Annotated in this window: 15 protein-coding genes; 10 read left to right on the top strand and 5 right to left on the bottom strand. The window is 72.1% G+C overall.

The window, feature by feature from the left end:
• Positions 1-296: 296 nt before the first annotated feature.
• From Q8A52_RS21620 to Q8A52_RS21610, 3 genes are all read left to right on the top strand, one after another.
• On the top strand, positions 297-2807 hold the full coding sequence (locus Q8A52_RS21620) for a SpoIIE family protein phosphatase (RefSeq protein ID WP_316754335.1): 2511 nt from the start codon (positions 297-299) through the stop codon (positions 2805-2807).
• Between the two features lie 216 nt (positions 2808-3023).
• Positions 3024-5630: a SpoIIE family protein phosphatase gene (locus tag Q8A52_RS21615; protein ID WP_316754334.1), complete on the top strand. Its 2607-nt coding sequence runs from the start codon at positions 3024-3026 to the stop codon at positions 5628-5630.
• A gap of 64 nt (positions 5631-5694) precedes the next feature.
• Complete coding sequence (locus tag Q8A52_RS21610; protein ID WP_316754615.1) at positions 5695-7014, top strand: hypothetical protein; 1320 nt, start codon at positions 5695-5697, stop codon at positions 7012-7014.
• Between the two features lie 72 nt (positions 7015-7086).
• On the opposite strand, the gene Q8A52_RS21605 is transcribed toward Q8A52_RS21610, so the two are convergent.
• Both Q8A52_RS21605 and Q8A52_RS21600 read right to left on the bottom strand, forming a co-directional pair.
• The gene (locus tag Q8A52_RS21605) at positions 7087-8595 is read right to left on the bottom strand and encodes an FG-GAP and VCBS repeat-containing protein (RefSeq protein ID WP_316754333.1); all 1509 of its coding nucleotides are present in this window, start codon (positions 8593-8595) and stop codon (positions 7087-7089) included.
• Positions 8596-8760: 165 nt separating this feature from the next.
• The gene (locus tag Q8A52_RS21600) at positions 8761-10596 is read right to left on the bottom strand and encodes a glycoside hydrolase family 15 protein (RefSeq protein ID WP_316754332.1); all 1836 of its coding nucleotides are present in this window, start codon (positions 10594-10596) and stop codon (positions 8761-8763) included.
• Between the two features lie 168 nt (positions 10597-10764).
• Between Q8A52_RS21600 and Q8A52_RS21595 the strand changes: the two genes are divergently transcribed.
• The gene (locus Q8A52_RS21595; protein WP_316754331.1) at positions 10765-10971 is read left to right on the top strand and encodes a hypothetical protein; all 207 of its coding nucleotides are present in this window, start codon (positions 10765-10767) and stop codon (positions 10969-10971) included.
• Positions 10972-11133: 162 nt separating this feature from the next.
• Here Q8A52_RS21595 and Q8A52_RS21590 read toward each other — a convergent pair whose 3' ends face one another.
• A complete protein-coding gene (locus Q8A52_RS21590) occupies positions 11134-12291 on the bottom strand; it encodes a sulfite oxidase (protein WP_316754330.1) in 1158 nt (385 codons plus the stop codon).
• A 149-nt stretch (positions 12292-12440) separates the two neighbouring features.
• Between Q8A52_RS21590 and sthA the strand changes: the two genes are divergently transcribed.
• From sthA to Q8A52_RS21575, 3 genes are all read left to right on the top strand, one after another.
• On the top strand, positions 12441-13850 hold the full coding sequence (gene sthA / locus Q8A52_RS21585; RefSeq protein ID WP_316754329.1) for a Si-specific NAD(P)(+) transhydrogenase: 1410 nt from the start codon (positions 12441-12443) through the stop codon (positions 13848-13850).
• Positions 13851-14144: 294 nt separating this feature from the next.
• Complete coding sequence (locus tag Q8A52_RS21580; RefSeq protein WP_316754328.1) at positions 14145-15617, top strand: APC family permease; 1473 nt, start codon at positions 14145-14147, stop codon at positions 15615-15617.
• 11 nt (positions 15618-15628) lie between these two features.
• Positions 15629-16588, top strand: coding sequence for a hypothetical protein (locus Q8A52_RS21575; protein WP_316754327.1), 960 nt, complete (start codon positions 15629-15631; stop codon positions 16586-16588).
• Between the two features lie 361 nt (positions 16589-16949).
• On the opposite strand, the gene efeB is transcribed toward Q8A52_RS21575, so the two are convergent.
• Together efeB and efeU are read right to left on the bottom strand one after the other, a co-directional pair.
• Positions 16950-18221 (bottom strand): iron uptake transporter deferrochelatase/peroxidase subunit, encoded by a 1272-nt coding sequence (gene efeB, locus Q8A52_RS21570; protein WP_316754326.1) that lies wholly within the window; start codon positions 18219-18221, stop codon positions 16950-16952.
• Between the two features lie 77 nt (positions 18222-18298).
• Positions 18299-20713, bottom strand: a complete 2415-nt coding sequence (gene efeU, locus Q8A52_RS21565; RefSeq protein WP_316754325.1) for an iron uptake transporter permease EfeU — start codon at positions 20711-20713, stop codon at positions 18299-18301.
• Between the two features lie 239 nt (positions 20714-20952).
• Between efeU and Q8A52_RS21560 the strand changes: the two genes are divergently transcribed.
• The 3 genes from Q8A52_RS21560 to Q8A52_RS21550 are packed head-to-tail and all read left to right on the top strand — an operon-like array spanning position 20953 to position 22951.
• Positions 20953-21615 carry a DedA family protein gene (locus Q8A52_RS21560; protein ID WP_316754324.1) on the top strand — a complete coding sequence of 221 codons (663 nt, stop codon included), beginning with the start codon at positions 20953-20955 and terminating at the stop codon, positions 21613-21615.
• The gene (locus Q8A52_RS21555; protein ID WP_316754323.1) at positions 21612-22214 is read left to right on the top strand and encodes a phosphatase PAP2 family protein; all 603 of its coding nucleotides are present in this window, start codon (positions 21612-21614) and stop codon (positions 22212-22214) included. Before Q8A52_RS21560 ends, Q8A52_RS21555 begins: the two co-directional genes overlap by 4 nt.
• Positions 22211-22951 (top strand): phosphatase PAP2 family protein, encoded by a 741-nt coding sequence (locus tag Q8A52_RS21550; protein ID WP_316754322.1) that lies wholly within the window; start codon positions 22211-22213, stop codon positions 22949-22951. The genes Q8A52_RS21555 and Q8A52_RS21550 overlap by 4 nt, the downstream gene beginning before the upstream one ends.
• Positions 22952-23119: the final 168 nt, after the last annotated feature.

Below are 23119 nucleotides of genomic sequence, written 5' to 3'. Positions count from 1 at the left end.
GGCCTCCTCTCGACGACTGGGCCGACCCGTTGTGCCAGCCTAGGGGCCGGATCCCGAGCGGGATACAGGGCGGTCGCGGCCCCGACGACCTCCGCACACTGCCCGCGCCCTCCTGTCACACCTCGCACCAACCCCACACGGCACCGGACCACCCGCGCGGCGGCCCGCGAGGAGGCCGGAGCGGAGGCGTGCGGGCGCGGCTGTCGCATCCTGTCCGCCCAGGTGCGTTCCGCGGGCGTCGTGACGCATTCTTGCTGTGTCACCCACTCGGGCGGCGCACGGACGAGGTAGGACCGATGGCTGGGAGCGGGGAGCACGCAGGCCGGACGCGCGGAACGCTGGCCGCGCTGCTGGTCGACGCCTCCACCCGGGCACTCGACGCGGCCGACGGCCGCGTCGGGGGCGTATACCTGCGCTCCGGCACCCCTGGCATGCTGCGCCTCGCCGTGCTCGCGGGGCTCCCCGGTCAGCTGTTCCGCCCCTGGTGGCGGCTGCATGTGAACGCTCCGTTCCCCGTCGCCGACGCCTATCGGCTGGGTGTTCCGATCACCCTGGCGAACGCCACCGAGACGGTGCGCCGCTATCCGCAGTTCGCGGCCGGTCTGCCGTTCCAGTTCGGGTCGGTCTACGTGCCCGTGCCGGGAACGTCGACGCCGTACGGCGTGCTCGCGGTGCTGCGTCCGTCGGCCCTGGACTCGGTCGACGAGATACCCGGCCAGGAGATCCTCACCCAGCTGGCCGAGGAACTGGGGGCCGGGATGCGCGGCCTCGCCGAAGGGGACGAGCCGTCGGTTCTGTGGGACGGCGAGCCGCTGTGCGTGCGGCCTCCGGCGGCGCGTCCCACCGTGGGGCGCGTCGGGCGGTTCACCTGGGATCCGGCCAGCTCGTCGGTGACCGTGGACGACCGGCTGCACGAGCTGCTGGGGGTGCCGCCGGGGGACTTCGCCGGCACCGCAGAGGCGCTCGCGGACGCCATCGCGCCCGCCGACGCGCGCCAGCTGCTGGCCGCGCTGAGCGACACGGCAGCCGGTAAGCCCCCGCCCGCACCGCTCCAGGTGCGGGCCGAGGACGGCACCCCGCGGCTGCTGGAGCTGTGGCCCCCGCCGAGCCCGGCCGACCCGTGCGTGGTGAGCGGGATCGTCCTCGACCCGGGTCCTGCGCCGTCCGCCGACGGTGCGGCCGACCTGCTCCCGCAGGGGGTGTTCTGCCTGGACCGGATGGGTCTGATCGTGTACGCCAACCCGGCCGCGGAACGCCTGCTGGGACCCGGCCGCACCGAGCTGCTGGGCCGCCCCCTGTGGGAGGCCCTGCCCTGGCTGAACCAGCCCCCGTACGAGGACCATCTCCGTGGCGCCCTGCTCTCCCCGGACCCGGTGTACTTCCATGTCCGGCGCCCGGCCGACGGCGAGCCCGACTGGCTCGCGCTGTCCCTCCATCCCGGCCCGGACATCCTCACCTGCACCGTCGTACCCGCGAACCGCCTGGACACCCCGGTCGGCCTGACGCCCCTCGACCCCGTGACGGCCGAGGCGCCCGGCACCGACCCCACTGTGGCCGCGGGCCCCTCGATGGCCCCGCTGTACCGGCCGATCGCCCTGGCCATCGCGCTGACCGACGCGGTCACCGCCCGCCAGGTGTCGGCGGTCGTCACCCAGGAACTGCTTCCCGCGTTCGACGGCCGCCGCCTCGCCATCTATCTGTTGCAGGAACGGCATCTCTTCCTGGCCTGGGAGACCGGCTTCCCGCAGGGCTTCCTCGCGCCCTTCGAAGGCGTCGGCCTCGATGCCCATCTGCCCGGTGTGGAGACGCTCACCCACGGCCGCCCGATCTTCTTCGAATCCATGCAGCAGCTGGCCGCCGCCTACCCCGGCATACCGCTGGACGCGGTCGAGGGCGCCCGCGCCTTCCTCCCGCTGATCGCCTCCGGCCGGCCGGTGGGCTCCTGCATCCTCGGCTTCGACCGCTCCCGCAGCTTCAGCACGGAGGAACGTACGCTCCTGACCGCGCTCGCCGGGCTGATCGCGCACGCGATGGAGAAGGCGCAGCGCTACGACACCGAGGCCGCCCTCGCCCGCGGCCTCCAGCAGGCCCTTCTGCCCCGGCGGCTGTCCGCGCATCCGCTGGTGGAGACCGCCGGACGCTATCTGCCCGGCACCCAGGGCATGGACGTGGGCGGCGACTGGTACGACGTCGTCGAGGCCGGGGACGGCCTGGCCCTGGTCATCGGCGACGTCCAGGGACACGGCGTCCAGGCGGCGGCCACCATGGGCCAGTTGCGCAGCGCCGTGCGGGCCTTCGCGCTCGGCGACCATCCGCCCGACGAGGTCATGAGCGGCACGAACCGCCTTCTCATCGACCTCGATCCCGGCCAGTTCGCGAGCTGCTGCTACCTCCGGCTCGACCCGGCCACCGGCCTGGCCCGGGTCGCCCGCGCCGGACACCTCCCCCCGCTGCTGCGCGCCCCCGACGGCCAGACCCGTGCGCTGCAGATTCCCGGTGGCGTCGTCCTCGGCGTGGACCCGCACGCGCAGTACCCGGTGGCGCAGCTGCGCCTGGAGCCCGACGCCATCCTCGCGCTGTACACCGACGGGCTGGTCGAGAAGCCCGGCAGCGACATCGACGAGGGCATCGCGGCACTGCGCACGGTTCTGGAGAAGGCCGGATCGGCCGCCGGGCGGCGCGGCGGCCGTTCTCTGGCGGGGGTCGCCGACCGGCTCACCGCGACGGCCCGGCAGGCGACCGACCGGCCCGACGACGTGGCGCTGCTGCTCGCCACCCGGCGCACGGCGCCCGGGCAGCGCCTCTGAGCCGCCACGGGTTCGTTCGGATCAGTGCCATCACCTCGTGCGACGCCCCTCGCCTACCGGGGCCGGGCAGTGTAGACATGGCACATGGTCCGACTGCCCGGCCGGCCCGATACTCGGCCGCCCCGTCGTCCCGGGGATCCGCATGCACCGCTGGACGCGCGGGAGCAGGAGGAGACCGGGCCGCGCCGCACCAGGGCCGGGAGGCTGTGGTCGGCGATGAGCGGACGCAGCGTCGCCGGACAGGTGTTCGTGCTGCAAGTGGTGATCGTGCTGCTGCTGGTCGTGGCGGCCGTGGTGGCGCAGGTCCTGCAAGTACGGCACGACACCACCCAGGAGGCCCGCAACCGCTCCCTCGCCGTCGCCGAGACCTTCGCCAACGCGCCTGGCACGGCTGCGGCGTTGCGCAGTCCCGACCCCACGGCGATCCTCCAGCCGAAGGCCGAGGCCGCGCGCAAGACGTCCGGGGTGGACTTCATCGTCGTGATGAGCACCGAGGGGATCCGCTACACCCATCCCAAGCCGGACCGCATCGGCAAGAAGTTCGTGGGGACCATCGCGCCCGCGGTGGCCGGCCGAACCGTCATCGAGGAGATCAACGGAACGATCGGGCGGCTGGTGCAGGTCGTGGTCCCCGTCAAGGCGGCCGACGGCACCGTGGTGGGTCTGGTCTCGTCCGGCATCACGACCGAGCATGTGGGCGGCACCGCCGACCAGCAACTGCCGCTCCTGCTGGCCGCCGCCGCGGCGGCGATGGCCCTGGCCACAGCGGGGACGGCGCTGGTGAGCAGACGGCTGCTGCGGCAGACGCACGGCCTGGGCCCGCACGAGATGACCCGGATGTACGAGCACCACGACGCGGTGCTGCACGCCGTCCGGGAGGGTGTGCTCATCGTCAGCGGCGAGGGCCGGCTGCTGCTCGCCAACGACGAGGCGCACCGCCTGCTGGAGCTGCCCGAGGACGCCGAGCGGCGCGATGTGCGGGAGCTGGGCCTCGATGCCGACACGGCGGAGCTGCTGGCCTCGGGACGCGAGGCCACCGACGAGGTGCACCTCGTCAAGGACCGGCTGCTGGCCATCAACCAGCGGCCCACGGACGCACGCGGCGGCCCGCCCGGCAGCGTCACCACACTGCGCGACTCCACGGAGCTGCGCGCCCTGTCGGGCCGCGCGGAGGTGGCGCGCGAGCGCCTCAACATGCTGTACGACGCCGGCGTCGGCGTCGGCACCAGCCTGGATGTGACCCGCACCGCCGAGGAGTTGGCGGGGCTGGCCGTGCCCCGGTTCGCGGACTTCGCCACGGTCGACCTGTACGACGCGGTGCTGCGCGGGGAGGAGCCGCAGCCCGGGAACGCGTTGCGCCGGGCGGCGTGCAGCGGTATCCGCAAGGACGCACCGCTCTACCCGGTGGGCGAGCGCATCCGGTTCGTGGACTCCTCGCCGCAGGCCCACAGCCTGATCTCCGGCCGGTCCGTGGTGGAGCCGCGGCTGCGCGAGGCGCCGGGCTGGCTCGCACAGGACTTCGAGCGCACCGAGCAGGTGGTGGAGTACGGCATCCACTCGCTGATCACCGTGCCACTGCGCGCGGGCAACCTGGTCCTGGGCGTGGCCAACTTCTGGCGCTCGGAGAAGCCCGAGCCGTTCGACACGGACGAGCTGGCCCTCGCCGAGGAACTCGCCGCCCGCGCCGCGGTGTCCATCGACAACGCCCGCCGCTACACCCGCGAGCACAGCATGGCGGTGACGCTGCAGCGCAGTCTGCTGCCCCGCAGCCTGCCCGAGCAGAGCGCCCTGGAGATCGCCTACCGCTATCTGCCCGCTCAGGCAGGGGTGGGCGGCGACTGGTTCGACGTACTGCCGTTGTCCGGTACCCGGGTGGCCCTCGTGGTCGGGGACGTCGTGGGGCACGGGCTGCATGCCGCGGCCACCATGGGACGGCTGCGCACGGCGGTGCACAATTTCACCGCCCTCGATCTGCCGCCCGATGAACTCCTCAGTCTCCTGGACGAGTTGGTGGGCCGCATCGACCAGGACGAGACTCCCGCGGACGGCGCCGCGGCGGTCACCGGCGCGACCTGTCTGTACGCGATCTACGATCCGGTCTCCCGGAGTTGCACCGTCGCCCGGGCCGGCCATCCGCCGCCGGCCGTGATCCGCCCCGGCGGCAGCGTGGAGTTCCCCGAGGTGCCCGCGGGGCCTCCGCTGGGTCTGGGGGGCCTGCCGTTCGAGACGGCCGAGCTGGAGCTGGCGGAGGGCAGTCGCCTGGTGCTGTACACCGACGGGCTCGTCGAGGACCGGGACCGGGACATCGACGAGGGGCTGGAGCTGCTGCGCACCGCCCTGGAGCAGTCCGGCGACGCGCCCGAGGACACCTGCCGGGCCGTACTCGACCTGCTGCCGGAGCGGCCCGGCGACGACATCGCCCTGATCGTCGCCCGTACCCGCGTGCTCGGGTCCGACCGGGTCGCGCAGTGGCAGGTGCCGTCCGATCCGGCGGCGGTCTCCGAGATACGGGCCTCCGTGACACGGCAGTTGGCGCAGTGGGAGCTGGAGGAGCTCACGTTCACCACGGAGCTGGTCCTCAGCGAGCTGGTGACCAACGCCATCCGCTACGGCCGTGAGCCCATTCGCGTACGGCTGCTGCTCGACCGCACCCTCATCTGCGAGGTCTACGACGGCAGCACGACCTCACCGCATCTGCGCTACGCGACGACCACGGACGAGGGCGGACGCGGTCTCTTCCTCGTGGCACAGCTCGCCGAGCGCTGGGGCACCCGGTACATCTCCGGAGGCAAGGTCATCTGGGCCGAGCAGACCCTGCCCTGAGGCCGTCGGAGCGGGCGCGGAATTGTGTTGAGGACCTGTCAGGGGATCGGAGATGATCTCCCTCATGTTCTCGCGCAGGAATCGCCGCCCCAAGACCCCCGAACTGCTCAAGGCCTGGGACTGCCTGGACTCCGGAGACGTGCCCGGGGCACTGCGGCAGTTGCGGGCCGGCGGGGAGGAGCAGCCCCTCGGGGAGGTGGCTCTCGTGGTCGGCCGGGCCGCGGACGGTGCGGGCTTCGACGACCTTCAGCAGGCCGCGGCGGCGCTGGTGGCCCGGCCCGAACATGCCCAGGCCCTCTTCGACTTCGGCTACGCGTGCGTCGAACGCGGTCTGTCGTACCTGGCGATCCCCGCCCTGCGCGAGGTCCTGCGCGGCAACCCGGGCCGTCTCGGCGTCGTGCGGGAGCTGGTGTCGGCGTACGAACGCGAGGGCCGGCACCGCGAGGCGGTCGAGGAACTGGCCCGGCACGAGGCCGACTTCGCCGACTGGCCGGACCGCTACCTCCTGGTGTTCAACGCGATCATGTCGGGCGACCTCGCCCTGGCCCGGCGCCAGCACGCGCTGCTGCCGGACCCGGAAGACCCCATGTGGCTGCCCACGCAGGCCCGGCAGAGCCGCATGCTGGAACGCGCCGCCGCCGTCGGACCCGCGACCGCGCTGGACCTCACCGATCTGCGCGGCTGGCAGTACGTGATCGGCGGCACCGTACTCGGCACGCTCTCCCCGTACGGCTTCGACGCGGGGATGACGGGGCGTTACGCCTGGCTGCAGGACACCCCCGACCAGTGCCTGCGCGGGCTGCTGCGGCTGCGGACGCTGCTGGCGGCCGCCGAGGTGCGCCCGCGGTCCGTGTCGCTGCTGCCCGACCGGGGCTCACGGATCCTCGGTCTGGCCGCCGCCGAGGTGCTGGGGCTGCCGGCGGAGCCCTTCGCGGCCGGGCGTGAGGACACCGTCGTCGTGGCTTACGACCTGAACGACGTCGCCGGTGAGGACGAGGGCCCCGAGATCCTCGGCCAGCTCTTCGAGCGGACCCCGGGGCAGGTGCTGCACGAGCACGCGAGCTCCTGGACCGACACCCCGGTCGTCACCGCGGACAGCGTGACGCTGCTCCACCAGTCGGTGGTGGCACCGTGGGGCGAGCAGCTGCGCCAGGGAGCCGACGGCGGTGTCGAGCAGGGACCGGCCGACGACCGCCCGGAGACGGAGCTCGCCACCGAGATCACCGGCGCGGACCCGACCCCGGACGAGGACGACGGTCAGGCCCCGCTGGACTCGGACGAGTCGTTCGCCGCCTTCGTCACGGCCACGCACAGCACCTGGCTGCGAGGCGATCGGGCCCGCCTGTCGTCGTCGGGCCCGGTACCCAGCTCCCGCTTCGCCTGACGCACCCGGAGGCCGACGACAGCGCCCGCACCGTGCGTGGGCAGGTGCGGGCACACGAATCGCGGGCCCGGACTACTCGTCGATCACCGCACCGAAACGGGCCCCGTGGGCGTTTCCACCGAGGGCTGCCGCGCCGTACGACCATGAACCAGTGGCCAGCAGGCCGCTGTTGCTCGCGGGCAGGAGCCACAGCGCGCCGTCGCCCGCGTTCTCGCCGGGGGCCGCCGCGAGGAGTTCGGCGCGGCCGTCTGCGTCGGTGTCCGCCAGCCGTACCTGGGCGCCCCAGGCATCGTCCATCTCCGCGGTGCCGGGGATGTGCGGGCTGTTCTGGTCGAAGGACTGGGCATGTGTCGCGGTCAGGCCCTCGCGGGAGCCGCGCAGCAGCCAGACCGCGCCCGCGTCGGCGACGGTGCCCACGTCCTCGCCCGGCGCGCCGACCGCCACGTCCGCGAAGCCGTCGCCGTTCACGTCGGCGACGGACAGGTCGGCACCCCAGGCGTCCCCGGCCTCGGACGCGCCCGGGACACCCGGGGAGTTCTGCGACCACCACTGCGGGCCGGTGCCGGGACCGTCCACGCCCGCGGGGCCGTCCACGCCGCCGTAGTACACGCCGATCTTGCCGCCCGCGTCGCCCTCCGCCTCGTCGTCGGCGCTGCTCAGCCGGCCGACGACCAGGTCGTCGAAGCCGTCGTTGTCGATGTCGCCGGAGGCGGTGCCCAGCCCGCCGGGCAGGTCCCGCCGGTAGGTCAGGCCGCCGGTACCGCCCGCGTAGTACGCGGACCAGCCCTTGGTGTGGTCGTCCTCGGGGCTGTAGCCGGAGAAGACCAGGTCGGCGAAGCCGTTGTGGTCGTAGTCGCCGGTGGTCAAAGAGCCGGGCTGGAACTTGTGGCCGGTGGAGTGCGGGGCGCCGGCGAGTCGCAGCACGCCCGCGTGGTACGTGAACGCATGCAGGCCCACCTTCTGGTCGGCCACGACGAGCTGGTCGGCGTCGGTGTCCCCGGTGAACCGGGCGGCGGCCGCCCCGAGGCCGAACCGGGCGCCCGCGGCCGGCTTGGCGGCGGTGACGGAGGCGGTGCGCACCGCGCCCAGGCCGGCCTTGGAGCCGTACAGGACGGTCACCCGGCCGGCGTCCGCGACGCTGCCCTCGTCCTCGCCGGGCGCGCCGATGATCGCGTCGTCGTAGCCGTCGCCGTCCAGGTCACCGGTGGCGACGGCCTGCCCGAAGTCGTCCCAGGCCTCGGAGGTGCCGGGCACCCCCTTGGTGGACTGGCTGATGACCGCCGTACGGCCCTTGGGCACGGTCGCGTTGGTGCCGATGCCGTTGGGGGCGCCGTACTGCACGGTGACGTACCCGGCGCCCTCCTTGCCGTCCACGGTGCCCTCCGGGACGCCGGTGAGGATGTCGGTGTGGCCGTCGCCGTTGAAGTCGCTGTTGCGGTCGGCGGCGGAGGTGCCGCCCGGGACACCCGCGAACGCGGACGGCGCGGCCAGGATGCCGGCGCCTGCCAGCAGCAGGAAGGAGGCCGCGGTGACAGCGGCGGAGGCTCCGGAACGGCGGGCCGGGCGTGGGGTGCTGCTCATCTTCGTTTCCCCCCTGGGATGTTGATGACTCGTCAGGTCGGCCGGTCGTGCCGACACCGGGTTCGACACGGGGGCCCCGGGGGGAGTTGTGGCGCCGCGACGGGCTGTGACGATTCGGTGACATCCCTTGTGAATCAGGGATGTAAGGGGATGTGACGGGTGATGTCAGCCGAGGGCACGGTCCAGGTTGAACGCGGCGCTGATCAGTGCCAGATGGGTGAACGCCTGGGGGAAGTTGCCCTGTTGCTCGCCGGTGCGGCCGATCTCCTCGGCGTACAGGCCGAGATGGTTGGCGTAGGTGAGCATCTTCTCGAAGGCCAGCCGCGCCTCGTCCAGCCGCCCGGCGCGCACCAGCGCCTCCACGTACCAGAAGGAGCAGATCGAGAAGGTGCCCTCGTCGCCGCGGAGCCCGTCGGGGCTGGCCTGGGGGTCGTAGCGGTAGACGAGGGAGTCGGAGACCAGGTCGTCGGTGAGGGCGTCCAGGGTGGACAACCACTTGGGGTCGGTGGGTGCGATGAACTTCGCGAGCGGCATCATCAGGAGCGAGGCGTCGAGGACCTCGCCGCCCTCGTGCTGGACGAAGGCGCGGCGCACCGGCGACCAGCCGAGGTCCATGATCCGCCGGTAGACGGCGTCACGGGACGTCCGCCAGCGGCGGTGGTCGGCCGGCAGGCCGCGCCGGTTGGCGAGGCGGATGGCCCGCTCGATCGCCACCCAGCACATCAGGCGCGAGTACAGGAAGTTCTTGCGCCCGCCACGGGTCTCCCACACGCCCTCGTCGGGCTGGTCCCAGTGGTCGCAGACCCAGTCGACGAGGCGGCAGACGTTGTCCCACTGGTCGCTGGAGATGGGCTCGGCCCACTTGTCATAGAGGTAGATCGAGTCGATGAGGGCGCCGTAGATGTCGAGCTGGAGCTGGTCGGCGGCGGCGTTGCCGACCCGGACCGGGGCGGATCCCAGGTGGCCCTCGAGGTGATCGAGTTCGCGTTCGCGCAGGTCGGTGCGGCCGTCGATGCCGTACATGATCTGCAGCGGGCCCGAGGCCGAGCCGTCGCCCGGGCCGATGAGAGCGGTCAGGAAGTTCATGAACGCCCGGGCCTCGCCGTTGAAGCCCAGCCGCAGCAGCGCATAGACGCAGAACGCGGCGTCCCGGATCCACACATAGCGGTAGTCCCAGTTGCGCTCGCCGCCGAGCTGTTCGGGGAGGCTGGTGGTCGGCGCGGCCACGATGGCGCCGGTCGGCGCGTAGGTGAGCAGTTTCAGGGTGAGCGCGGAGCGGTGCACCATCTCCCGCCAGCGCCCGCGGTAGCGGGACTGGTGCAGCCAGCGCCGCCAGTAGCAGACCGTGGCCTCGAACTGGTGCTCGGCTTCGGTGTGGGCGCAGCCGCGGGGCGCTATGGCGTCGCCGACCCGGTCGAGGGCGAAGACCGCGGACTCGCCCTCGGCGAGCTTGAAGTCGGCGCGCGCGTCCACGCCGTCGCTCTCCAGGGTCACCGTGGAGGTGAGCGCGAGGGCCATCTCCGGGGACTCGAAGACGGCCGTGTCGCCGAGCAGGTTCAGCGTGTGCGGAGCGGCGCCGTAGTCGAAGCGCGGGGCCACCCGGACCCGGAAGGGTACGGTGCCGCGGACGCACAGGACGCGGCGGATCAGCCGGTGCCGGTCGGCCTCCACGGACTCTCCGGTGACGGGCATGAAGTCCTGGACCTCGCCGACCCCGTCCTCGGTGAAGAACCGGGTGATCAGCACGTTCGTGTCGGGGAAGTAGAACTGCTTGGTGCGGGCCGGCACGGCGGCGGCGAGCTCGAAGCATCCGCCGCGCTCGGCGTCCAGGATCGACGCGAAGACGCTCGGGGAGTCGAAGGACGGGCTGCAGTACCAGTCGATCGTGCCGTTGCTGCCCACCAGGGCCACGCTCCGCAGATCGCCGATCAGTCCGTGCTCGGCGATCGGCAGATAGCGGGGGCTGCCGGGTGTGTCCTGGTACGGCGGCGTCTCGGTCATCGCGGCAGCCTCCCGGATAGGGGCGTGCGGGCTGTCTCCAGCTTAGGAGGGACGGGGCCCGCGGGCTCTTCCGGATGCAGGGCGGGCTCCGGCGGTGAATCGTGAGAGTGGGCCCGGTTTCGTGGCATCGGCAGCGGTGCGGGCGGCCGGGCCGGAGGAGGAGGCATCATGTCGACGTCACAACCCGAAGCGTCCCGGTCGGCCGACGACCACACGACCCCGGACGCCCTGCTCCACACCCACCCCGAATCCGGCGTGGCGCCCGAGGACCTGGTGCTCGCCACGGGCCGGGACATCACTCCGTCCAATCTCGAATGGGCACGGCGCAAGCTGGAGGCCGAGGGCCCGATCGCCATCGAGAAGCTGCTCCCCTGAGGGCTGTCCGGGGTCGTCTCACAGACGGGGGGAAGCCGGCTCGGCACGACCGGCCGGAGACGCGGCACGCGCCCGGCCCACGACTCCACCGGAGACGCGGACCGGGCGCCTGGCGCGGTCCTGGGTGCGGATGCGGGGGTACCAGGGGGGGTGTCGTTCGGATCATCCCGGCGTCGCGGGATCGTTGTCCGCACCGGCGTCGTCCGCGGGCACGCACACGACCGGGACGCGGTGGATCGCGTTGTTGGCGAAGCCGCCGCGGTTCCAGTGCTGGTCCGCAGGCTGGGTGTGGCCGTCGGCGTCGGTGGCGCGGGCGGCGAGGACATGGGGGCCGGAGGTGGCCGGCCAGGTCCAGCGCCACCGGCGCCAGGCCCACCGGTGCCCGTCCGCCGGGTCGAGGGCGGCCGGGTGCCAGTTCGCTCCCCCGTCGGTGGTGACCTCGACCGCCGTCACCGGCGCCTGCCCGGACCAGGCCCGTCCCTCCAGGGGTACCGGTCCCGGCCGGACCACCCGGGTCCGGGACATGAAGTCCGGGAAGCCCGGTGGCAGCAGCAGGGCCCGCGGCGCGATACGGGTGACCGGCTCGCCCTCCTCCCCGGGGCGCTGCCGGAGCCGGTAGGCCACGGCCTGCTGGAATCCCGTGAACGGTTGCGCACTCACCGTGATGCCCCGCAGCCACTTCACATGTGCCATGCCGTACCAGCCGGGCACCACCAGCCTCAGCGGGTGACCGTGCTGCGGGGGCAGCGGGGCGCCGTTCATGCCGTACGCCACCAGCACCTCCGGGTCGTCGTCCAGGGCCACGGCCACCGGCAGGGCGCGCTGGTAGTCCTGCTCGATCCCGCGCTCCACTCCGTGGTCGGCTCCGGTGAAGACCACGTCGACGGCCGCCGGGTCCACGTCCGCCTCGGCGAGCAGCAGCCGCAGCGGTACGCCGGTCCAGTCGGCCGTGCCGACGGCCTCCACCAGCCAGGGCTGGCTGACCGGGCGGGGTGCCAGCAGGGCGCGGCCGTTTCCGGCGCACTCCAGGGTCACCCGGGTGGTGACCGCGGGGAACGCCCGCAGATCGGCCGGGACGAGATCCAGCGGGCGGCTGACCAGGCCGTCCACCGTCAGGCGCCAGCGGGTGGCGTCCGGGACGTAGGGGATGTCGTAGTGGGTGAGGACGTAGTGCAGGCCGGGCGGGGTGACGTCGTGGCGCAGGGCTTCCAGGGGGAGTCCGTGGTTGCGGGCGGCGAGCGCGAGTTCGTCCGGGCCGATGCCCTCCTCGGGTCCGGCCAGCCGGGCGGGTGCGCTCACGTCGTCGAGTCGACGACCCATGACCCTATTGTCCCTCCGGTGCGTGCGGTACGGCGAGGAGAGCGACGGGGATCCGGCAACTGACGCGAGCCGGATGGGGGTTCCGTTCGGGACGATGGTTTCCCGTTCACCCTTTCGAAGAGAGGCCGTGGGCTGACACACTCCGGAAGGTGCCCGACTTCGACTTCGACATGCTCGTCATCGGATCCGGCCCGGGCGGTCAGAAGGCCGCCATCGCCGCCGCCAAGCTCGGCCGCCGGGTCGCCGTCGTCGACCGCCCCGACATGGTCGGTGGGGTCTCCATCCACACCGGCACCATTCCCTCCAAGACCCTGCGCGAGGCGGTGCTGTACCTCACCGGTCTCACCCAGCGCGATCTGTACGGGCAGAGCTACCGGCTGAAGGAGGACATCACCGTCGCCGATCTGACCGCGCGCACCCAGCACGTGGTGGGCCGGGAGGTCGACGTCATCCGCAGCCAGCTGTCCCGCAACCATGTCTCGCTCTACGCCGGCACGGGCCGCTTCGTCGACCCGCACACCATCGCCCTGCGCGAAGTCAACGGTCATGAAAGGCTGTTGAGCGCGGAGCACATCGTGATCGCCACCGGCACCCGGCCCGCCCGGCCGGACACCGTCGAGTTCGACGGGCGCACGATCATGGACTCGGACAATGTGCTCACGCTGGAACGGGTGCCGCGGTCCATGGTCATCGTCGGTGCCGGGGTCATCGGCATGGAGTACGCCTCCATGTTCGCCGCACTGGGCAGCAAGGTGACCGTGGTCGAAAAACGCCCGGGGATGCTGGACCTGTGCGACGTCGAGGTCATCGAGTCGCTCAAGTACCACCTGCGGGACCTCGCCGTCACCTTCCGCTTCGGGGAGACCGTCGCCGCCGTGGAGCGCCACGCCCGTGGCACCCTGACCGTCCTGGAGAGCGGGAAGAAGATCCCCGCCGACGCGGTGATGTACTCCGCGGGCCGCCAGGGTCTCACCGATGAACTCGACCTGGCCAAGGCGGGGCTGACCGCGGACCCGCGCGGCCGGATCCGGGTGGACGAGCACTACCGCACCGAGGTGCCGCACATCTATGCCGTCGGCGACGTCATCGGCTTCCCGGCGCTTGCCGCGACCTCGATGGAACAGGGCCGGGCGGCCGCGTACCACGCGTTCGCAGAGCCCGTCGGACGCATGCACAACCTCCAGCCGATCGGTATCTACACCATCCCGGAGATCAGCTTCGTGGGCCGGACCGAGGACCAACTCACCGAGGACTGCGTGCCGTTCGAGGTCGGCATAGCCCGCTACCGGGAACTGGCCCGGGGGCAGATCATCGGCGACTCCCACGGCATGCTCAAGCTCCTGGTCTCTCCCGAGGACCGCACGCTGCTCGGCGTGCACTGCTTCGGGACGGGCGCCACCGAGCTGATCCACATCGGGCAGTCCGTGATGGGCTGCGGCGGTACGGTCGACTACCTGGTCAATGCCGTGTTCAACTACCCGACGCTGGCCGAGTCGTACAAGGTCGCGGCGCTGGACGCCACCAACAAACTGCGACAGATCGAACACCTGGAGGAATGACCGAGGCGCGGAAGGGTCGCTTCCGGGATGGGAGTTGGACCCTCGCCGGGCGAGGGAGATTACCGGCTGGTCAATCTTGAAAGGTCAAAGAGTGCCGCTATCATCACACCCACACGCGGTGTGACCGACTGCCGACGCAGGGCTGATCGGAAATTCACCAGTCTTTTTCTTCTCCTGGCCGGCCACTGACCCGAGGCCATCCCTCTACGGGTTCGAGGCGGGTCCCACACCCCCCACCCGTACGCCTCGGGCCGGCCCGTCCGTGCGCGTGCACGACCGGAAAGCAGCACAACCATGAGCAACAGCAGGGGCAGAGGGCTGCAGGCCAATGCCCTCGGTACGTTCGACACCGTGGTCATGGCCGTCGCGGGCAGCGCTCCCGCGTACTCGCTGGCCGCGACCACGGCGGTGCTGGTCGGCGCGGTGGGGCTGGCCAGTCCGGCGGCCCTGCTCTATTGCGCGATACCCATGCTGGGCATCGCGCTGGCGTTCAGCTACCTCGGCCGGATCGATGTGAACGCGGGCGCCAGTTACTCCTGGGTGGGACGCACCCTGCACCCGTTCCTGGGCTTCGTCAGCGGCTGGGCGCTGGTGGTCTCCGCGACCATCTTCATGGTGGCCGGTTCACTGCCCGCCGGTTCGATGACGCTCGCGCTGTTCGACGAGAACCTCGCCGACAACACGGCCCTGTCGACGGCGATCGGCGCGGCCTGGTTCCTGATCATGCTGGGTGTGGTGCTCGGCGGCGCCCGGCTCACCGTCCGCGCGCAGCTGCTGATGTCCGGCGTCGAGCTGGTCATTCTGGGCCTGTTCGCGGTGCTGGCGCTCTTCCACACCGGTGATGCCCGCGCCTTCGACTGGTCCTGGCTCGGCTTCTCCCACTTCGACGGGATGGCCGGGTTCGCCTCGGGCGCGCTGATCGCCGCGTTCTACTACTGGGGCTGGGACGTCACCAGCAACCTCAGCGAGGAGACCCGCAACAGCCGTCGTACGACCGGGCTCGCGGGCCTGATCGGCGTGGGTGTCGTCTTCCTGCTGTTCGAGGTGTTCACGATCGCGGTGAACGTGCTCCTGTCCTCGAAGCAGATCGAGGAGAACGACGCCAACGTGCTGGCGGTGCTCGGTGAGGAGGTCTGGCCCGGCTGGGGCGGCAGGCTGCTGATCGTCGCCGTGATGCTGTCCACCATCGCCACGCTGGAGACGACACTCATCCAGGTCACGCGCTCGCTGTTCGCGATGGGCCGCGACCGTACGATGCCGTCCGCGCTGGGCCGGGTGCACCGCACCTGGAACACGCCCTGGGTCGCCATCGCCGTGGTCGGCGGGGTGGCGCTGGTGATGTTCATCGCCTCCAACGCCCTGGGCTCGGTGGGCGACATCCTCTCCGACGCCATCTCCGCGATCGGTCTGCAGATCGCCGTCTACTACGGTCTCGCGGGCCTCGCCGTGGTCGTCGCCTACCGCAAGATGCTGCTGACGTCCGTGGGCAACTTCGTTCTCGGGGGGCTGTGGCCGCTGTTCGGCGCCCTGTTCATGTTCTGGATCTTCGTCGAGTCCCTGGGCGAGCTGAGCGGCGCGGCAATCGCCATCGGCCTCGGCGGTCTGGCCGTCGGGCTGATCCCTATGCTCTGGTACTGGAAGCAGGGCAGCGACTACTACCGGCCCGCCAAGCTCGACGCCACGCGCACGGTCGAGGCCGACTACGTCCCCGACGACCACGCGGCCGCGCGGACCGGCGCCTACGAGGGTCTCCCCACCGACTTCTGAGGGAGAGCCCGATGGCGCGAGACCGCTTCACGCCCGACTTCGATCCCGACTGCGGGGACTCGTCCCTCAGCTCGGCTCGCCACGACATCGTGATCGGCCGCTGGCAGGGCCTGCGGGAACTGCTGCGGGCCACCAGCACCGACTGGCTGTCCCGGGGGCACCGGATCCGGCAGCTCGCCCAGGCGTGCGCGGGGAGTTCGACGGTGGAGTCCTGGCTGGCCGCCGAGCCCCGCAGCGCCGACGCGCTGGTGCTGCGGGGGGCCACGGAGACGGCCAGGGCCTTCACGGTGGCCATCTCCGCGGGCCGGGGGGTGCCGATCGACCGGGACCGTATCGACACCGCCGTGCTGGCCTGTCTGCAGGCCACCGAGGCGTGGCCGGAGGACCCCACGCCCTGGATCTCGCTGATCTCGGTCGCACGCCTGTATCCGACAGGCGTGCGCCGGCAGGAACTGGCGCGCTGGTGGGACGAGTTGCACCGGCGCGACCCGTACACCGTGGAGGGCCACCTCCAGGTGCTGCACTACTACTCCTCGCGCTGGCACGGCACCCACGGCCTCATGTACGACTTCGCCCGCGACGCGGCCGGGGTCGCACCGGCCGGCTGCGCGCTGCCGGTGCTGGTGCAGTACGCCCGGGTCGAGGAGTACCGGTACGCCCTCGACGGCGCGCAGGGACAGCACTCCGCGGTGGCGATGGGCCAGCACTGGAACCACGACGGCGCCGTCAGCGACGTACGCCGCAGCTGGCAGCGCTGGATCACCAACCGCGGGGACACCCCCGTCGCCCCGGGTGAGCTGCGCGATCTGAACTACCTGACCCATGCGGCCTGTCTCGCGGGGGCGAACGACATCGCGGCCGCGCTGCTGCGTATGCAGGGCCGCAGGGCGACGCGTACTCCGTGGTCGTTCACGGGGGATCCGGAGAAGCAACTGGTGAAGTGGCGCAGCGACCTGCGGCTGCGCGACTGAACGCCGCAGGGCCGGTCTGGTCTGCGCCCCGCTCGGCGGCCCGGGCGAGGCCGGCCGTCCACTGACGTGCAGCACCAGCACGAAGGCGGTCATCCCACCGACCCTGATCCACTCCTGCCGCGTCATCGAAGTGCGGACGCGGTGCCAGGCCGAGCGCTTCGCCTCGGCCTGCGCGGGGAGGGGCGGAGCGGAATCAGGGGCGGCCGTCATCGGGAGGATCTTTCCTTCGGTCGAGCATCGGCGGCTGCCGTCCACAGCCTTGCGCCATCCTTCTGCACCTGCAACCCATGCGCAGTAATGGCCGGTAAAGGTGCGGACAGGTCTTCGCCACGGACCGGAAAAGTGCGCCGGCCCGGAAGAGTCAGGCCGCCATCAGCCCCCGGCCCAGCCAGTCCTCGGCATCCCTGACACCGGGCAGCGCGAAGAAGTAGCCGCCGCCCGTCGGGGAGATGTAGTCGACGAGGGGTTCGTCGATCAGCCTGGTCTGGGTGGCTTCGAACTGCCTTCTGACGTCCTGCTGGTAGCAGCAGAAGACCAGGCCCATGTCGAGGTTGCCGACGTTGTCGACACCCCGGTCGTAGTTGTAGCCGCGGCGCAGGATGCGTGAACCGTCCGTCTTCGCGGTGCGCGGATTGGCCCGGCGGATGTGCGAGTCGAGGGGGATCGCCGTGCCGTGCGGGTCCTTGGCGTACTGCGGGACGTCGGTCTCCTTGGCACCGTCCAGCGGGGCGCCGGTGTCCTTGCGGCGGCCGAACATCTTCTCCTGCTCGGTCAGGGAGACCCGGTCCCAGAACTCGACCAGCATCCGGATGATCCGGATCACCTGGTAGCTGCCGCCGGTCGCCCAGGCCGGCTCGCCCTGCCCGTCACCCACCCAGATCAGGCGGTTGGTCTCGCGCGCCGAGGTGACGTCCGGGTTGGCTATGCCGTCCTTGAAGCCGAGCAGATTGCGCTGGGCGCCGGTGGGGCGCGGGGCGTTCTGGAAGCCGTCGATGCGCCACTTGATCTGCATGCCGCCCCGGGTGTGGCGGGCGATGTCGCGCAGCGCGTGCAGCACGGTGTCCTGGCTGTCGGCGCACAGTTGCAGCGACAGGTCGCCGTGGCACTCGGCGGCGTTGAGCTTGTCGTTGGGGAAGGTGCGCATCGGTGTCAGCCGGGCGGGCCGTGCCTTCGCCAGGCCGTAGCGGTCGTCGAAGAGGGAGGCGCCGACGCCGACGGTGACCGTCAGCGCGTCGGAGGGGACCTCGGGGCCGAGGATGCCGTTGTCGGAGGGCGGGGCGCCGACGCCCAGGTCGGTGGGGGTGCCGCCGGCGGTCAGGAAGCGGGCCCGCTCGGTGATCGTCCGGAGCAGGTCGGTGAGTTCGGCGCGGCTGTCGGCGATGACGTCGAGCGAGACGAACGTGGCCGCGGCGGGCGCCGGGGTGACGATTCCGGCCTGGTACGTGCCGTGGAAGGGCACCTTCGTGGTGCCTCCGGCGTCGGCTGCCCGCGCTTCGGCCGTGCCGCCCATCTGGCCGAGCGCGAATCCTCCGCCCGCCAGGACCGCGCCCGCGGCCCCGGCGCCCAGCGCGCTCCGCACGAAGGAGCGGCGGCCGGCACCGACCGGGTGGGCCGGGGTTTCGGCACAGGACATCGGGGGGTTCCCTTCTTCGTACGTGCTGGGGGTGTTGGCGTGCCCGGTGCTGGGGGTGCTGCCGTGCCCGGCGCCCATCAGGCGGACTTCCTTATCTCGAGGAGGTCCGGCACCGGGGCGAGGTCCTCGAGGAGCCTGCCGGTGGCGCCGTTGACGCGCTCTCGGGTGGCGGCGTCGAGTTGGCCGACCGGGGTCCACTGGTCGCCGTGGTGTGCCGCGTCCAGGAGCTTCTGGAGCCGTGCGACGTCCGCGTCGACCGTGGGGAGCAGCTTCGGGGCGCGGGGGGCCAGCAGCGGCTGGAGCACGGTGAGCAGTTCGCGGGTGCCGGCGAGGTTGGCGTCGGCGGTGGCGAGTCCGGTGCCGCTGCCTTGATCGGTGTCCCCGGTCAGCTCGAACTGGAGGGTGTTCTCCAGGATCTCGTGGGCGCGCAGGGGCAGGTCGCCAGGCTCGAAGTCCTGGGTGGGAAAGGCCTTCTGGAGTCCGTTCACCGCGTCGAGGAGCTGCCGCGCGGGCGCCTTGAGCTCGTCCGCGGACCGTCCGTGCCACAGCCCGTACTCGATGCGGTGAAAGCCGGTGAAGTCCTGGTCCTGCACGCCGCCCGCCAGGCCGTCGGGCCTGCCGTTGATCTTCTGGTCGAAGTCCTCGAAGGTGCCGTAGGCGGCGCCCAGGGAGGAGTAGGTACGATGCGCGGTCAGCCAGTCGGTGCGGGCCTTGTCCAGGTGGTCGCGCTTGATGTCGTCGTTCAGCGTGCCGGTCTGGGTGACGAGCGTGGCCAGGCCTTGGTCGACATACTCCTTGTACGCCTTCAGGGGCGCCGCGAGGTCGCTCTCCGACACCGGCACGACCGCCTTGCCGGCTCCTTTGCCGCTGACCGTGACGGCCTTGGAGGTGACGGCCCTGCCGCTCGCGGGGACGCAGCGCCAGGCGTACGTGCCGCCCACGACGGTGGCGACCAGGTCACGGGTGGTGCCGGGGGCCAGGCCCTCGATCTCGCCGTACACCGCGCCGGTGGCCGGGTCGATCAGGTACACCTCGGCGGTCTTGCCACCGGTGTTGTGCATCTGGAAGGTCTGCCGCCCGGGCTTGGGCGCGGTGAACCCCTTGCCGCACTCGCTCTCGGACACGGCGACGGTCTGGGCGCCGGCCGGCTTGGGCCGGGCGAGGGCGACGACCGTGCCGGCCACCACTGCGGGGACGGCGACGACGGCAACGGGCACGACCCAGGCCGGACGGCGGCGGCCCGTGGGGGTGGTCCTCGGTCCCCGGGCAGGCTCCTCGGCGTCGTGGTGGGACTCGGCAGCGGACGATGCGGGCTCTTCGGCCGTGGAGGATCCGGGCTCTTCAGCCGCGGACTCCGCGGCGGCACGCGTCGGCCCCTCGCCGGCGGCCCCCGACACAGCCGGCGTCAACTCGTCCACGGCGCCGCGAGCGGACGCGGGAGGCACCGGATCATCGGACGCGGGAGCGGACCCGGACACGGTGCCGGCCGACTCGGTCGCCACTGTGGCGCCCTCGGCCCGGGCGGCGGCCCGCTCGGCCGCGGCGGCAGCGCGTTCCGCCGCGGCGGCGGCGCGCTCGGCCGCGGCGGCGGCACGTTCGGCGGCGCCGGAGGCGGGCTCGGCGGCGGGCTCGGCCGTGATGGCCTCTGCGGCAGCGGGCGCGGCGGCCTCCTTGGGCGTCGTCGCGGTCACCCCGCGCACGAACAGGGTCATCACCACGGCGAGATAGCCGACGTAGCCGGCCACCTGGAGCCAGGTCATGGTCGGAGTCAGGTTGAACACGCCCTGCACCAGGGCGCTGTACCAGGAGCCGGCGTCCACGCTGCCGCCGAGGTCGACGGCGTACGAGGCCTTCCCGGGCAGCACTCCGCCCTCCTGGAGGTCGCGCAGACCGTAGCCGAGGACGCCGGCCGCTATGACGATGAGGACTGCGCCGGTCGCGGTGAAGAACTTCGAGAGGTTGATCTTCAGGACCCGCCGGTACAGACCCCAGCACAGACCGGCCGCGAGGACGAGCCCGACGCCGGCGCCCGTGAGCGGGCCCGCGGACTCGCCGGCCGCACGGGCCGTGGTCCACAGGAACAGGGCGGTCTCCAGGCCTTCGCGGCCGACCGCGAGGAAGGACGTGAGGATCAGCACGCCCGAGCCCATGGCCAGCGCGCCGGTCACCTTCTCCCTGATCTCACCCGAGAGGCCGCGGGCCGAACGGCGCATCCAGAACACCATGGCGGTGACGAACGCGACGGCGATCACGCTGAGGGTCCCGCCGAACGCCTCCTGGGCGGTGGCGGACAGGGAGGCCGCGGTGAAAGTGAGCACCGCGCCGAAGCTCATCGCCAGGGCGACGGCGGCCAGAACGCCCGTCCACACCTGCGGCAGCCGTTTTCTGGCATCGGCCCGCACCAGGGTGGCCACCAGGATGGAAACGATCAGTCCGGCTTCGAGTCCCTCCCTCAGCCCGATCAGGAAACTCGGAAACGCGTCGTCCCACATGCCCCGCAACCCTCCCGACTTAGTGAAGGCATGCCTTACCTCCGCCGACCATCATGACTACACCCATGTAGTCACTCGGTCATGAAGCGGCAATGCGCGGGCAAAGTCGTCGAATCGCCGGGGAATCAACGAGGAACGAACCACACCAGCCAGTCGTCTACAGTTGCGTAGACCGTCTACAAAAATGTAGTCAGGACTGACCTGTTGTCGAACGAGACGAAAGCTGAGGGCCGGCGACGATGACCACTCCCCCACACCTGTCGTCGCAGCTCGCCGTCAATGTGCTGGACGCCCACTCGCTGCTGGCCGCCTTCGGCGTGCTGGGCGTCGGCGTGGTGATGTTCGCCGAGACGGGGCTGCTGATCGGTTTCTTCCTGCCCGGCGACTCGCTGCTGTTCACGGCGGGTCTGCTGTGCGCCGGCACGGCCGACCGGGGCCTGAAGCTGTCGCTGGCGCCGCTGCTGGTCGCGGCGGCCACGGGCGCGCTGGCCGGCTCGCAGTGCGGGTATCTGCTGGGCCGGAAGGCGGGCGGAGCCCTGCTCGCGCGCAGCCGCTCGGCCCGGCTGCACGAGGGCGCGCAACGCGCCGAGGAACTGCTGGAGCGGTACGGCCACGCGAAGGCGATCGTGCTGGCCCGCTTCGTGCCGGTGGTGCGGACGGTGCTGAACCCGATGGCCGGGGCGCTCGGCGTGCCCGCCCGGACCTTCACCCTGTGGCAGGTGACCGGCGGGCTCGTGTGGAGCATCGGCCTGACCCTCGCCGGGTACGCGCTCGGCTCCTCGATCACCGGCATCGACAAGTACCTGCTGCCGGTGATCGCGCTGATCGTGCTGGTCTCGCTGCTCCCGCTCGTCGCCGAGGTGCTGCGCTCCCGCAAGGCGGCCAGGGAGGCCCGCGGATGACTCTTGCGATCCAGGGCTCGTCGATCGACGGGGAGGCCTACCAGGACGTGGTCGCGGTGGCGCACCACTCCCCCGGGTGGCTGGACGACGTGGTGAGCATATGGGCGGCGTATGGGCTGGCCGTGTTCGCGGTGCTCATGGCCGTGGGCTGGTGGCGGGCGCGCCGGGTGAGCGCGGCGGCGGCGCTCATGGCGCTGGCCGTCCCCGTGGCCGTGCTGGTGGCCTTCGCCGCGGACGCCGGGCTGAAGCTGGTGGTGCGGGAGCACCGGCCCTGTCAGAGCCTGCGCGTGAGCACACTGGAGGCGTGTCCGGCGCCGGGCGACTGGTCGTTCCCGAGCAACCACGCGGCGATCGCCGCCGCGGCCGCGGTGGCCCTGTTCTTCGTTTCCCGGTGGCTGGGCACCGTGGCGGCCGCGGCGGCCTGCGCCATGGCGGCTTCGCGGGTCTGGGTCGGGGTCCACTATCCGCACGACGTGGTCGTGGGAGTCCTGGTGGGTGCCGTCGTCGCCTTCGGGTCGATGTCGGTGCTCAGGCGCCGGCCGGAGGGCCTGGCCCGGCGGCTGTCCACGACCTGGCTGCGTCCCATCCTGGTGTCATGAACCGCAGGGGCGTCGCGGAACTCGCGGGCAGCGTCGGGCTCGGTGCCTGGACGGCGTTCGGGGTGCTGACCATGGTCGTGGTGGGCGGCCACGGGGCTCCGCTGTCCCTGGACGGGGACCTGCTCTCCTGGTCGCTCGCCCACCGCCCGGACGTCGCGGTGGCGCTGGCCCGTGGGGTGACCGCCACGGGGACGGGGATCATCCCGTACGCACTGGTGGTGGCGGCCGGACTGTTCGTGGGCCGCACACCGCCCCAGCGGCTGGGCGCGGCACTGTTGGGCGCCGCCTTCCTCGGTGCGGGGCAGGCCCTGCGGTACGGCGTCATGGAACTGGTCGCCAGGGCCCGCCCGCCGATGGCCGACTGGCAGACGCACGCCTCGGGCTTGGCGTTCCCGTCCGGGCACGCCACCACGTCGGCCCTCACGGCCGGGTCGGTGATCCTCGCGATATGGATACGCGCCCCGCGCGGCCGGACACCGATCTGCCTGGCCGTGGGCTGCTGGGGCGCGCTCGTCGGACTGACCCGGGTCTTTCTCGGCGTGCATTGGTTCACCGACGTACTGGGCGGCTGGCTGTTCGCCATGGGCTGGCTCGGAGTCTGCGTGTGCGCGGCTGCCTGGTGGCTCCCCGCGGGGCTCATCGAGGGCATGACCGCCAACAGGGATACGGCCGATGCGCCGCCGGAGGAGCACACGCCCCGAGGTCCGGGCGGCCGAGGACGATCACGCCCTGTGTGACTTCCGGGAGCCGCCCGGGGTGTGACACCGGGACATGCCGCTGCGCTGTACGGAGTGGCCTGAGGGGGCCCGTGGTGCTCGCTCCCCCGAATGGACGAGTGACCACGCGCCGGGCAGGCGGGCGTTCCCCCGTCGTCTGCCTGCCCGGCGCGAACTTCCGGGCCTGGA

This window comes from Streptomyces herbicida, assembly GCF_032656585.1.
In the GTDB taxonomy this organism is placed as follows: domain Bacteria; phylum Actinomycetota; class Actinomycetes; order Streptomycetales; family Streptomycetaceae; genus Streptomyces; species Streptomyces herbicida.
This window is presented reverse-complemented; position numbering and strand designations above follow the sequence as displayed.